Annotated in this window: 10 protein-coding genes and 2 pseudogenes; 4 read left to right on the top strand and 8 right to left on the bottom strand. The window is 69.8% G+C overall.

Annotation, left to right across the window (positions count from 1 at the left end):
- Positions 1-3: 3 nt before the first annotated feature.
- Positions 4-135: pseudogene (locus AB0A69_RS32485) on the bottom strand (IS5/IS1182 family transposase); the annotation flags it as partial.
- 593 nt (positions 136-728) lie between these two features.
- Entirely contained in the window at positions 729-1,232 is a 504-nt protein-coding gene (locus tag AB0A69_RS32480) for a GNAT family N-acetyltransferase (protein WP_361429482.1), read from the bottom strand.
- 317 nt (positions 1,233-1,549) lie between these two features.
- Here AB0A69_RS32480 and AB0A69_RS32475 point away from each other — a divergent pair, with 317 nt between their 5' ends.
- From AB0A69_RS32475 to AB0A69_RS32465, 3 genes and pseudogenes are all read left to right on the top strand, one after another.
- Positions 1,550-1,816: a hypothetical protein gene (locus AB0A69_RS32475; protein ID WP_361429480.1), complete on the top strand. Its 267-nt coding sequence runs from the start codon at positions 1,550-1,552 to the stop codon at positions 1,814-1,816.
- A 254-nt stretch (positions 1,817-2,070) separates the two neighbouring features.
- Positions 2,071-2,604, top strand: coding sequence for a hypothetical protein (locus tag AB0A69_RS32470; RefSeq protein WP_361429478.1), 534 nt, complete (start codon positions 2,071-2,073; stop codon positions 2,602-2,604).
- A gap of 10 nt (positions 2,605-2,614) precedes the next feature.
- Positions 2,615-2,907 (top strand): annotated as a pseudogene (locus AB0A69_RS32465) (helicase); the annotation flags it as partial.
- 444 nt (positions 2,908-3,351) lie between these two features.
- Here AB0A69_RS32465 and AB0A69_RS32460 read toward each other — a convergent pair.
- Together AB0A69_RS32460 and AB0A69_RS32455 are read right to left on the bottom strand one after the other, a co-directional pair.
- A complete protein-coding gene (locus AB0A69_RS32460; protein ID WP_361429476.1) occupies positions 3,352-3,762 on the bottom strand; it encodes a VOC family protein in 411 nt (136 codons plus the stop codon).
- A gap of 381 nt (positions 3,763-4,143) precedes the next feature.
- Positions 4,144-4,656: an ATP-binding protein gene (locus AB0A69_RS32455; RefSeq protein ID WP_361429474.1), complete on the bottom strand. Its 513-nt coding sequence runs from the start codon at positions 4,654-4,656 to the stop codon at positions 4,144-4,146.
- A gap of 899 nt (positions 4,657-5,555) precedes the next feature.
- Between AB0A69_RS32455 and istB the strand changes: the two genes are divergently transcribed.
- Positions 5,556-7,262 carry an IS21-like element helper ATPase IstB gene (istB, locus tag AB0A69_RS32450; RefSeq protein WP_361429563.1) on the top strand — a complete coding sequence of 569 codons (1,707 nt, stop codon included), beginning with the start codon at positions 5,556-5,558 and terminating at the stop codon, positions 7,260-7,262.
- Positions 7,263-7,293: 31 nt separating this feature from the next.
- On the opposite strand, the gene AB0A69_RS32445 is transcribed toward istB, so the two are convergent.
- The 4 genes from AB0A69_RS32445 to AB0A69_RS32430 form a co-directional block, all read right to left on the bottom strand.
- On the bottom strand, positions 7,294-7,785 hold the full coding sequence (locus AB0A69_RS32445; RefSeq protein ID WP_361429472.1) for a MarR family winged helix-turn-helix transcriptional regulator: 492 nt from the start codon (positions 7,783-7,785) through the stop codon (positions 7,294-7,296).
- Between the two features lie 120 nt (positions 7,786-7,905).
- A complete protein-coding gene (locus AB0A69_RS32440; protein WP_361429470.1) occupies positions 7,906-8,493 on the bottom strand; it encodes an EF-hand domain-containing protein in 588 nt (195 codons plus the stop codon).
- A gap of 1,703 nt (positions 8,494-10,196) precedes the next feature.
- Positions 10,197-10,619, bottom strand: a complete 423-nt coding sequence (locus tag AB0A69_RS32435; protein ID WP_361429468.1) for a DUF3592 domain-containing protein — start codon at positions 10,617-10,619, stop codon at positions 10,197-10,199.
- 362 nt (positions 10,620-10,981) lie between these two features.
- Positions 10,982-12,193: a cytochrome P450 gene (locus tag AB0A69_RS32430; protein ID WP_361429466.1), complete on the bottom strand. Its 1,212-nt coding sequence runs from the start codon at positions 12,191-12,193 to the stop codon at positions 10,982-10,984.
- Positions 12,194-12,567 lie beyond the last annotated feature (374 nt).

Here is a 12,567-nt window from a genome sequence, read left to right as displayed (position 1 = left end):
GGATCATGGGCGGAGCCATAAGCGGATTGCTGCTGCGGTGGCGGTGCCGTGGAAGACGTAGGCCCTCTTGTCGTACCGGGTTGCGACAGCGCGGGAGTTCTTGAGTCGGTTGAGCGTCCGCTCGACCTCGTTGCGGCGCCGGTAGCGGTCACGGTCGAAGCCGGTGGGTCTGCCGCCTTCTCTGCCTCTGCGTCGCCGGTTGGCTCGCTGGTGCTTCGGTTCCGGGATGGTGCCGGATGTGGCGACTGCGCAGGTGGGTGCGGTTTCGGCGGGAGCTGTATGCCTTGTCGCCGCTGGCATGGCCGGGCCGTGTCCGGGGCTGGGAAGAGCGCTCGGCATCGCCGCGCTGGGATCCGTCACGGCGGCCGTATACACCCGTCACATGGATGACGGCGTGGCCGCGGGAGGTAGTGCGGGTGTCGTCAAGGGTGTCCGGGACACGCTGATGGAGGCACTGAACGTCACTGCCGGGCTGCCCGGCGCCACGGGCGCCGCCTGCGCGAGCAGGCGATCGAGGCCTGCACCGACGGCATGCGCGCATCTTTCCTGGGCGGTGCCCTGGTGCTGGCGGCGGTAGCCGCCCTCGGGGCAGTGCTGCCGTGGCGGCCCTTCCCCGACACCTCCTCTAGCACTCCCCCGCGGACACGCCGGAGCTAGTGGACGGGAAGTCCGTCGATTCCTGAGCCTGCGGTGCGTGCCGCCCGGTGGACGGGGCGGCACTTGCACCGTCACAGGTCGCGGCGCATGCAGCCCCTCGGCCACTCGTCCAGCCCGTGCGCGGCTTCGGCCGCCCGCACGCTTCGCAGCCCGTCCGTCCATTCCGCTTCAGGCAGGTACCTGAATCCCAACCGCTCGTAGTAGGGACCGTTCCATGCCACTGCGGTGAACGTCGTGAGGGTCAGCGCGGGACAGCCCTTGTCCCGGGCCCAGCGCGCCACCTCTTCGATCAGCGCCTTTCCGATACCCCTTCGCGCGTGGGACGGGTTCACCGACACCTGTTCAATGTGACCGTTGCCGTCGATCACATCTGCGATCACATAGGCGACGGGATGGCCGTCCTCGCGTACCCACACCCAGGCGCGGCCGTCCTGTACGTAGGTCTGCAGGGTGTCCAGGGACGGCGGCTCGTCCTCGGCGACCCGCACCATGCCGATTTCCCGGAAGGGCCGGCCGGCAGCGCGCTCGAGGTCCTGAAGTACCGGTAAGTCTGGGGCAGTCGCCAAACGGATCACGTAACTCCCCTTGCCGCGCGGAAGGATCGGACACGCAACACCGGGCGGGCGGCCCGGGCACTGTCGGTTCCAGTCCACGATCCCACTCGACCGCTGGGCAAGGATTCTAGAAGGCTCATGAAGATCTTGGGGTTCTGGTAGGCCACGGTGACAGGTGGGGCAAGCTCCGCCAGCTTGTTCATCGCCCTGCGCACGTACAACCGGCCGTCGGCATCCTCAGCCGTGATCGCCTGGGCCATCTGCCGGACCGTGGCTCTACGCACGCACCCCAGCATCCGCAGCGCATCGGCCCGCACCTTCCTGGCTGGGACCCGATCGTGCAGGTCAAATGGGAGCGCCAGTCGTCCCAGTACCTCACGCTCATCGTCAAGGGCGCCGACGAGGTCCACCACCAGGTCCGCCCCTACGGATCAGGCGCCGAGCCGCTCACCGATAAGGACGACACCGCGCTGGCCGACGGGTTGCCGTCCCCCATGGCCAAGACCGCGGCTGTCCCGGGCAGTCACCTCCTGGTCCTTGACGGCACCGGAGTGCAGCGGTGCCGTACGGCGATGGACAGCACCGGAGAAGACCCTGCCCCTTGAGGGGTAGGGGTGCTCGTCATACGGCCCAGCGGGATCGAGATCAGTGCGACGATCTACAGCCCCGTAGCCACTCGCGAACTGGCCCAGCCTTTCGTGGCCGCATATATTGACGAGCTGGCGTGGGACCTGTCGTACAACGCGTGCGGGCCGCCGCATCGTGGCGGTGATCGGTGCGACTTCGGCAGACAGGACTTCATCACTCACCGGCACACACCTTTCATCACCGGAAGCCCGCGCCCAGCGCGGTCAGCGGCATGCACGAGGAGAAGAACTTGAGGCGAGCGGCCAGATCCTTGTGCGGCGCCGGAGCACTGGTGCTGGTCCTCGGAGGGTGCGACGCCGTCTCCACCGACAAGACACCCGAGCGCGTCAGGAACGGTATCTCCGAGCTGGACCTGACCGTCACCGGACGGCCCACGCCCGGCAGCCTCGCCCTCACGGAACACGTCCTCGCCCGCCTCATGGCACGCGACGCCGACGGTCTGGCCGGGCTCGCCCTCGAAGACGGTGATGCGCAGGACGATGCGGAACGCTGGGTGGCCCGTTGGGGTGACGCCGCCCAGCGCCCTGCCACGGCGGACTTCAGCGTCGGAGAGAAGGACGCCACCGTCGACATCCACTTCACCGGAGAAGCCTCGGCGTTGTCCCTTCTGCTCATACCGAACGACGAGGACGACGCATACGCTGACAGCTACGTCGTCGCTCTCGACACGGCCTCTCAAGTGACGGCGGGATCCCCCACCTTTTTGACATCGACATCGACATCGGCAACGACATCGCTTCGATAACGGCGGCCAGGCCGGCTCCGGCCCGATCGTCACGTTGGCCACGTACACCTCCCTCGTGGGCCGCGAGAACCTCGACCGCATCCGCGGGGCCAGCGGTGCAGATTCGGGGGCTCCTGGAGGCCGTGACGGGCGGGGAGCGCCTTTACAGGGCAGCAGATGGACGGGAGCGACCTCGCGACCGTGAATGAGGCCCACGGCACCGCCGGCGACCTCGGGCGGCCGGGGGCAGCCATCCACGACGACTTCCGGCTCTACCTGACCACGACCCCGCGCATCCTCGCCTCGGCCCGGCCGCAGAGCGGCGTCGGCGGCCATGGCGGAAACCAAGCAGTCTCCCTCCGACGCGGCCCCGTACGGAGCGCCGAACGGCAGCCGTACGAAGACGCCTGCCCTCCCGGCACGCGTGGCGGAACGACGGGCCCGGCGGACGCCGGCGTGCAGCGTCCCGGTCCGGACGGCGACCCCGACAAACGGGTCCAGGCGCGCGGCGGGCGCGGCGCTTCGGGGGAGCGCCGACCGGCCTGAACGCACGGCCGCGCGCAGCGGCCCGGCGCGCGGTACGGCGACCTCGACCAGCGCCCGTACGACAGGCGGTGACGCAGTACGGCTGACGCACGGCTGCGGTGGGACGGGCAAGACCCGTCCGTGGCAAGCGGTCGCTCCCTTGCCACCGCGGCCTAAACGACCAGGCGAACCTATGCGGTCGCCGCCCGAGCGAGGGACAGCGCGCCTTGCAGGCATCCGCCGCTATGCGTTCGACCAGCCCCGCTCGCAGAGCACGAGCCGGTAGCCGTCCGGGTCCTCGATCGTGACGCCCCACCGGTTCCAGTACGGGTTCGGCGACGGCACCCGCTTGCCGCCGTGCTCCTCCAGACGGGTGACCAGGTCATCGGGCACCGGGCCGTCGACGTAGATCACTAGCAGGTCCTCCTCGGTGGGCCGGGGCTCGACGGGCCGGGCGGGCTCGTGGACCAGCTCCACATGCCAGTCGGCGTCCGGCCAGCCCACCATCAGCAGGTCGTGCCCACCGGGTTCGGGTCCGCCCTCGGCCCGCCACACCACACCGAGTCCCAGCCCCTGCACCCAGAACCGCTCGGCTACCGCCAGGTCCCGGGAAGGCCGGGCAATGCGGATGTGACTATGACCGTTGACGGGCAACGTGACCTCTTCCTGAGCTGTCGATTCCTGCTCAGCAGCCTAGGTATCAGGCTCTCGCGCGCCCATCGGCCGATCGCCCTGGACCGCAGGTCCTAGTCCTGTGACCGGAATCCTGCCGCGTATCGCAAGCCGGTGAACCTTCGGCCCGGCCGACAGGCGAGCGCTGCGCCGGCACGGCGGGGCGGTACAGGGGGTGGGGCTGTCGTAGGAGACGAGACGGCCCAGTGCAGGCAGGCAGCCACGAAGTCGGCGGTGACGGAGTAGGTCGGTGGACGCGCAGGACGGTCAGCCGGGTGACGGGCAGGGCGGTCATCCATGCGGCGGCTTCCCAGGCGGGTTGACGGCTGGCAGGGAAGCCGCCCGGGAGCACGGGCGGCTTGCCTAGGGCGGCGAGAAGGTCGTGGGCGAGGCCGGTTTCGTTGGTGGTGGCCGGGCCGGGCGCAGGGTGATCCGGCCGGACGGCGGATGGTGGGCGGCCAGGGCAGTGTGGGTGTGGATCACGTCGTAGACCGGGTCGATGACCACAGCGATGGGCGAAGGCGCGGCAAGGGGCATGGTGGCGTGGTGGTCAGGCGAGGCGGGTGAAGGCCCAGCGCAGCTGTTCCTGTTCGACGTGGGAGCGGCCGGTGCGGCGTGGCTGTCGGCGAAGGTGATGTCGGCGCAGCACGGTGTGGCAGCCCTCGCCGCCGATGAAGATGACCGCGAGCTGGGTTGAGGTTCGCCCCACAGGTCGCGGAAGTATTCGAACGCCTCCCCGTTGAGCCACTGGGCCTCGTCGACGAGGAAGGTAGGGGGGCGTTCGGCCAGAGCCATCTTCAGCAGACGGTCGAACTCGCTGGGATGGCGCGGTGGTTCCCCGGCCAGGTCGAGCGCGGTGAACAGTTCGTAGCGCACGGCTCGGGCGGTGGGCCGGGCCGGAAGGTGATCTTGCGGACGTCCTCGCCAGATTCGAGTGCGCCGCAGGCAGGTGCTGACGGCGAGGGGCTTGCCGAAGCCGGACGTCGGCCAGCCCGAACGCACGGCGGAGCAACGACATAGAGCGCGCGGCGGCCCGCTCGGACGGCGGCGACCCGGCTGTGCGGCGGCGCAGCCCTGTACGGAGCGGCCCGGCTGTGCGGCAGCGCGGGCTGGCCTGAACACGCGGCCTCGTTGAGCGGCCAGGCGCGCGCGGTACGGCGACCTCGGCCAGCGGGCGTACGACGGGCACCGAAGCGGTCGGCCGCAACCCTGCACGGGGCAGAGCGGCAACCGTACGGCGAGCGGCGGAGCGCAGCGGGCCCGGCGCGCGAGATAGCCGTACGACGGGCGGGGTACGGACCCGGGCCGCCGGCCAAGCCGGGCGGACAACAGCGGCCATCGAATCGAACAGCAAGAGCGGGGGCGCCAGGCTCACCGCGGACAAGCAACAGGTACTGGCAGACCTCGTACTGAAGTGGGCGGCCTGGCGGTCAACCAGTGCGCCGTTAGAGAAGATGCCGCCCAGTTGGTCCACCGCGGATGTCAGCGAAGACGCTGTTCCAGCCGGGCGCGGTGTCCTGGCTGCTGTCGGCACCGCTTACGCCGACCCGCACACCGGCGCCCGCGCGCGCCGATCATCACGCTGAGAGCGGACAGTTCAAGATCCTTGTAGGCGGACAAGTCAAATCCTGATCTGCGGACAGCTGATCTCCCTTTCCGCGGACCCATTCGTGTCGATTCCGAACAGGTGATCCCTCCGGGGGTTGGCTCGGTGCTGCCTGGCAGCGAACCAACTCATCTCCGGAGGGATCGTGAAGAAGTCTGACAGGGAGATCATGGAAATCTTCGAGGCTCTCGACGCCACCGAGTGCGCGCATTCGGCGGCTGCGCTGGCGGGGGTCGATCCGAAGACCGTGCGCCGGTACGCACGAATGAGGGACGCGGGTCGTCCCACTGGCGGGCCGGTGAGCTGGCCGAAGGTGATCGACCCGTTCATGCCGAAGATCGAGGAGTGGGTCGAACGCTCGCAGGGCACGGTGCGGGCCGACAAGCTCCACGAGCGCCTTCAGCTGCTGGGGTTCGCCGGGGACGAGCGGACGACCCGGCGAGCGGTGGCGAAAGCCAAGGAACGCTGGCGGGCCGGCCACCGCCGTACTTACCGGCCATGGATCACCGAGCCGGGTCTCTGGTTGCAGTTCGACTGGGGATGCGGCCCGAAGGTCCCTGGTCCGGGCGGCGGAAGCGAACGCGAGACGCTGTTGTTCTGCGCGTGGCTGGCCTGGTCTCGCTTCCGGGTGGTGATCCCGGTCTGGGAGCGGACCCTGCCCACCGTGATCTCGTGCCTCGACTCCACCTTGCGGGCGATCGGCGGGGCACCGACCTATGTGCTCACCGACAACGAGAAGACGATGACCATCGACCGGGTCGCCGGGATCGCGGTCCGTCGAAGTCGACCTCGGTCTTGGTCTCGCGGCGACCGCGGGCCGGTTCGCCGAGGACGACTTGGTGTCCATCGTCCAGCACCGCCGGCACGGCACCCGCCCCGCCGACCTCGTCGTCGCCGACGAGACGCATTCCGTCCAGCCCGGCACATCCGCCTGGGCCGACTTCGGCCGCAAGGCCACCTGATCCACCGGTCCCGGGCCGCTTCGCGGCCCGGGACCGGCAAGCCCGAACAGTTGGACGCAGAGAGGCAGTTGCTGATGACCACCACCGCTGTTGCTGATCCGCCCGAAGTGGTTCCAGCTCCGTCCCCGGTTCCGCCGTCGCCTATCCCGGCCGAGCTGGAAGCCGTCCTGAAGCGGATGCGGTTTCCGTACTTGCGCCGGGCGGCCCCCGAAGTCCTCGCCACGGCCCGCTCGCAACGCTGGGACCCGGCCGAAGTGGTACGGATCCTGCTGGAAAAAATCAAGGGCCGGGACGAGGCGACCCGCCGCAACCACCGCCAGCAGGCCCAGCTCCCGTCCGGGAAGACCTTCGACTCCTGGCGCGAGGCCGACTCCTCCATCCCGGCCCCGACCCAGCAGGCCCTGATGACGCTGGAATGGGTCGCCCGCGCGGAGAATCTGGCTGTCGCCGGGCCCTCCGGCACGGGGAAAAGCCACCTCGCCGAGGCCCTGGCGAACAAGGCGATCGACGAGGGGATGAAGGTCGCCTGGTTCACCCTCGAATCACTAACCGCCCACCTGGGGCGGGCGACCGTCGACAACACCGTCTCCAAGGCCGTCGCGAAGATCACCCGATGTGACCTCATCGTCGTCGACGACATCGGCATGCTGCCCTCCGGCCAGGCCGCCGCCGAAGCGTTCTACCGCGTCATCGACGCCGCCTACGAACGCCGGTCCGTGATGGTCACCTCGAACCTGCACCCCTCGGGCTTCGACTCGATCATGCCCAAGACGCTGGCCACCGCCGCCGTCGACCGGCTCCTGCACCACGCCCACATCGTCCTCACCGAAGGCTCCAGCCTGCGGCTGACCCAGGCCACGACCGGCCAGGGCGTCGTCCCGCTGAACCAGCCGGGCCAGAGCGTGTCTCCTTGATGGGTTCGTCGGCTGACCAAAGAGGCAGAACCTAGGAGTCCCCGGTGTCCTCGACGTTGGCGACCATCCTTCGCAGCACCTTGAGCGCGGCCACGTACTCTTCGTCGCTGATGCCCTCGTGGACCACGGCGCGCACCTCGGTCGCCAGCTCGCGCAACCGCACCCTGGCAGCCTCCCCGGCGTCGGTGAGCTCCAGGCGCTGACCGGCGTCGATCCGGAGCCAGCCGCGGTGGAACAGCTGGTCGATGACACGAGCAATCTCGTGCGGCCCGTCCGCGAGGGGCGTCAGCTGGCTGACAACCTCCTCGCGGCTCGGCGCCTCGGACCCGCCGTTCACCCGGTTGAGCACCCAGTACTGCGGCTGTGTGACGTCGATCCTGGCCATAGCGTCACGCAGATGCCGGGTGACGGCCGCGTGGGCGAGGCCACTCCAGTAGCCGACGGGCTGGGTAGCCAGCATGTCGTCGGTGGCGGCCGGATCAGCCGGCGCCTGGTCGGTGGTGGTGTCAGTCAGCGGTCTCATGATCGCGACGCTACATCACCCATCGCACGTGAACACCGCCGAACCTGCGTCAAACGAGCCCGGCCCCCAACGCTCACACGCCCCCATCCGAGGGACGAATAGTCGTACCGGACAGGGAGATCAACTGTCCGCGCACAAGGACCTGAGATGTCCGCTCACCCGGACGGCCCGCTGTCCGTTGACACACGCCGGGATGTCGGAAAGCGGCCCGCTGTACAGCGCCGTGCCCATGGGAGAGCCTTCACCTGTGACGTGAGCGCGGATGGACGCGATGTAGTCGTCGCGGCGGATGCGTCCGTCGCCGTCGGTGTCCAGGGCGGTGAACGCTGCTTCGGCGTTGATGGCCGGGTTGTTCAGTGCTGTGCGCAGGGCTGTGAACTCACGAAGGTCGAGGGCGCCGTCATGGTCGGCGTCGGCGAGGTCGAACAGGGCACCGAGGACGGGAGCGCACACGGTGTCGAACGCCTCGGCGCCGGCCCATGCAGCGTACTCGTCGAAGGTCATCCTTCCGTCGCGGTCGGCGTCCATCGACGCCCACGCGCGCTCGCCGAGGGTGCGGGCGGTGACGACGAGTCGGTCGTCGTCCTTGAGCCCCATGGCCAGCGCCACGTTCCTGGTGCGCGCCATGTACTCCTCCCTGGAGACGACTCCGTCTCCGTCCGCGTCCAGCATGGCGAAGACGAGCTTGTGCGCGGCTGTCTGGTCCATCGAAGGTGCCTTCCTCACGGTGCGCGAGTGTGAGCGCTTCAATCCGAGTGGGCTGTCCTACCCCTCGGCTGTGTTGATCAAGGCGCCCGTTCGGGGGGGCGCGGGGTCTTTCCCCGCACGTACCGCGCGTAGTGCGCCGGTGGTGTGACTCATGAGCCGGGGGCGGCCGAAGCGGCTTGGGGGTAGTCACAACCCCTGGTGACAAGCCTTGTGGAAGAACGCATTCTTTGGAGGGTGGATGTTCGGCAGCCACAGCGCAGCAGTCGTCATGAGTTCCCTGGCCCTGGTGGCCTCGTCGGTGGTCTGGGCTCCAGCTGGTCAGGCTCATGAGCCGGTACAGCATGAGAACGTTGTGTGCACAGGCTCCAGTAGCAGCACATACGACCCGCCCTTGACCTTGTTGCCGCGCCCGACACGCGTCCAGACACACGCCAGGTACACGTGCGCGGTTGCTCCCGGCCGGACGGTGCCGGCCACCGGCGACCTGGAAGGCGAGTCGCCGGCGGCGTCCTGCATCACGGTGGGCAGCCCGCGCCTTGAGGAAGTCGTCCACTACGGTGACGGGAAGCGGTCGTCGATCGCGTACGACAGCAGCACCACTCTTCGTGTCGCCGGTGTCCTCGTGGTCAGGCTCTCGGGCCGCGTAGTCGAGGGCCGCGGCGAAGGGCTGGCAGCGCATCGGACCGTTGCGGCGCTCCCTGCCCAACTGCCCACCTCATGCCTGTTGTCCGGGCTTCGGGGCAGCAACGGTGAGGCACAGCTGGACATCAGGCCGTGATCCGGACCACGGTGGGCATTCCCACCGAACCGATCAGCGGCACCCGCGCCCCGTCGAGCTGCTCGCCGCCGTGGCGGATCATGCCGCGGGCCGGAAGGGACCTCGGCCCGCGGCCGCACGGCGCGCAGCGGGGCGACGGACGGCCCGAACGTGCTGCCGCTTGCGGCGGCGCGGCCCCGGGACGCGGCACGGCACTTCCCAGGAGGTAGGAGGTGGAGACCTCGGTACGGAGCGGCAACCGTACGCAGGGTGGGAGACGACGGCGAGGCGGCCAACGGGTCCAGGCGCGCGAAGTGGCCGTAGGGCGAAGCGGCGCTGCTCGACCAGCCGCAGCCGGCCGGAGCGCGCCTCGGGTCGGAGGGCGGCGGGGGCCGCGGACGTGACACGAGTCCAGGCCCCCCATTGTTCGGCAACGCGCGGACGGAGCACCCCCGAAGTCCCGGCAACCAGGCACGGCGGCGGACGGCAGCGAGCGCAACAACCCCACCCCAGCGCCGGAACAGCGAAGGCCACGGACGGACGGCTCGCGGGTTGGAGGGGCACCGGGCGGCACGCGAGGCCCGGGGCGTACACAACGCGGACAGCACGACGGGACGCACAGCGATGACGGACGGCCGGTGGGCGGCTGGTGGGCGGCAGCGATGAAGCGCAACGGCCCGGCGTCGGCGGGGCAGCAGCGCGGCGCCGGACGGCGAACCCGGACCATCCTCATCCCTCCGCCGGGCCGGGTCTCCTCTTCATCAGCGGTAGCGGCTGAGGGGCTTGGCCGCGTACGTACCGTCGGGCAGCAGGGCATCGGCCACCTCGAACCTCGCGCGGCGCCCGGTGAAAGGGCATGACCGACGACCGTTCCCGCCGGCCGGGTGCTGACAATCCGGATCGGAAAGCGGGCCCCGCCTCCGGGGCGTGCTCCGGCCAAGGGCGGTCACAGGGTGATCAGCAGGAGGAATCCCGCCAGCGTGCCTGCTGTGAGCACCGCCCCTGCCACGGTGAATACCGTGTCGACCGTCGTTGAGTCCCAGCCCTGGATCGCGAAGCGGCGGGGGTCTTCCTCGTCGTATCGGACCGTTACAGCGCTGCCTACGCCCAGGCCACGGGGGGCGGTGCCGCGGCCGAGCCTGGAGGAGTGCTCGCACTCGCGGCCGTCGCGGGTCGTCCAGGCGACGACCGGATGGTGGTAAGTGGCTCCGTCGTCGTCTCGCCGGGTGTCGTAACGGACGACTCGCGCTTCTGCGGTGACACCGGTGCGACGAAGCGCACTGGCCAGACGGAGGCCGTACACGCCGAAACAGAGGAAGGCCACACCAGTCGCCAGGGGTATGAGCAAGAAGAGCCGTTCGCGTTCCATATGGTGTCCGACGCGTAAGTGCCGGCATCGGTTGCCGGGCGGGAGGCTGCCTTCCCCGGTGACCCGCAAACCCACGCACGTCGAGGGTTTGGAGCGTTCTCAGGCAGCAGAGCGGGCGACGGAGCGGAGTGGCGCGCGGCGGGCATACCAGGGGCGGGAAGGAGTCCAGGCCCCAAGCAGGGCACGGCGGTCGAACGACGTCCGGACGAGCGCACGATGGCGGCAGTTCGGCAGGACGGCGCCCGCACTCACACGAGACCTGCTGCTCCAGCACACGGCGGGCCAGACGCGGGCCGCTGGCCGGCCGCTGGCTGCCGGGAACGATAAGGCCGCACGCACACCGGCCGGCTCGCGGGGTGTCATCACCATGCCACCGGTAGGCGGAGAGGAAAGCGGCGGATGGTGTCTGTATCCCACCCCACCTTCTCGGCGTCGATAACCAGGCGCAGGGCCGGAAACCGGCTGAGCAGTCCTGTGACCGCGCTCTCCATCTGGGCCCGGGCCATAGGTGCGGCCGAGCAGTAGTGGCCGCCCCAGGCGAACGTCATGTGCGGGCGGGCCGGCCGGTCGATGTCGAGGTCGTGCGGGGTGGGGAAGACAGCCGGGTCACGGTTGGCGGCCAGGTAGGAGACGTGCACGTAGTCGCCCGCGCGGATGACGGTCCCTTCGACCTCCACGTCCTCCATCGCGATGCGCGGGATGCCCACGCCCTTGCGGAAGGGGATGAACCGCAGCAGCTCCTCCAGGGCGCCGGGGAGCCGGGAAGGGTCGCGGACCAGAGCGACCCGCAATTCGGGCCGGGTCAGCAGCAGGTAGGCGAGATTGCTGATCTGGCAGGTGGTGGTGTCGTTGCCGCTGAGGATGAGGGTGACGGCCAGCACCGCCAAGTCGTCGTCGCTCAGCGGCTGCTCGCCCTGCGGCACCGGGGCGGCGGCCATCGCGCTGAGCAGGTCCTCGCCCGGCGAGCGACGCCGGGGCGGGACCAGGTCAGCAAAGTAGGCGCGGAGGCGGGCCTTGGCACCGGCGGCGTCCTGCCGGGCGCCGGGTGCGGTGTCCAGCAGCCGCATCGTGCACGCGCGCAGCTCTTCCCGGTCGGCCTCGGGGACGGCGAGCAGCTCGCAGATCGTCAGATGGGGCAGCGGGACCGACAGATGGGTCACCAGATCCGCCGACGGCCCCGCTTGGGCCATCGCGCCCAGCAGCCCGGCCACGACCCGGCCTGCCACCAGCCGCATGTCCTCCACCCGCTCCCGGGTGAACGCCTGACCAACCGCGCGCCGCAGCCGGATGCTGCGCGGCGGGTCCGTCACATTGACCGACTCTGGCGACACAATGGGCTCCGGCGTCATCCTCGGATAGTCGCGGCCGACGATGGCGGCCCGACTGAACCGCGGATCGCAGGTCACCTGGCGCACTCCGGCAAAGCTGGTCACCAGCCAGGCCCCGGCATCGCCGTACGGCAGCCGGATCCGGTTGACCGGTCCACGCACCATCAACGCAGCCAGCACAGGATCGAAGTGCAGCGCCTGGCTGAAGTCAAAGGGACAGGACACTGTTTGGTCGGGGGCCGGCATCGGGCGACTACGTAGGTGCGGGTGGACGACGGCTGGGTCACGCCCCCGTCCTTCGCATACCTATCCATCCCTCCCCCGTCCACGAATCCCCCCGATCAAGCTGACATACCGACGTCACACGGGCCCGCACACCCTGCCTGCCCCCGGGCGCCGAACCCCCCATGGGCGAGGCCCGCGGCGCCTGCAGACAAGCCCCAGCGCGGGACAGCGTCCACGCTCACCACGGCTACCGGGCTCAGCTACGCCGCCACCTGGCCACAGCCACAGCCACAGCCGAAACTAAGGGCTGTCCCGTAAATGATCTTTGACGTCTGCATGGCCTGCTCGTTTGCCCGTCATCCGGCGAGAACGAGGTTGTGCAGGCGGGCGATGCC

It is taken from the genome of Streptomyces sp. NPDC045431, assembly GCF_040646655.1.
GTDB lineage: Bacteria > Actinomycetota > Actinomycetes > Streptomycetales > Streptomycetaceae > Streptomyces.
The sequence above is the reverse complement of the archived record's forward strand: the minus strand, read 5'-3'. Positions and strand labels throughout refer to the sequence as shown.

Bases quoted from the DNA above. Each gene is read 5' to 3' on its own strand.
- AB0A69_RS32435 (WP_361429468.1), bottom strand. From the start codon at position 10,619: ATGGAACGCGAACGGCTCTTCTTGCTCATACCCCTGGCGACTGGTGTG.
- AB0A69_RS32470 (WP_361429478.1), top strand. From the start codon at position 2,071: ATGCACGAGGAGAAGAACTTGAGGCGAGCGGCCAGATCCTTGTGCGGC.
- AB0A69_RS32445 (WP_361429472.1), bottom strand. From the start codon at position 7,785: ATGAGACCGCTGACTGACACCACCACCGACCAGGCGCCGGCTGATCCG.
- AB0A69_RS32430 (WP_361429466.1), bottom strand. From the start codon at position 12,193: ATGCCGGCCCCCGACCAAACAGTGTCCTGTCCCTTTGACTTCAGCCAG.
- AB0A69_RS32440 (WP_361429470.1), bottom strand. From the start codon at position 8,493: ATGGACCAGACAGCCGCGCACAAGCTCGTCTTCGCCATGCTGGACGCG.
- istB (WP_361429563.1), top strand. From the start codon at position 5,556: ATGGAAATCTTCGAGGCTCTCGACGCCACCGAGTGCGCGCATTCGGCG.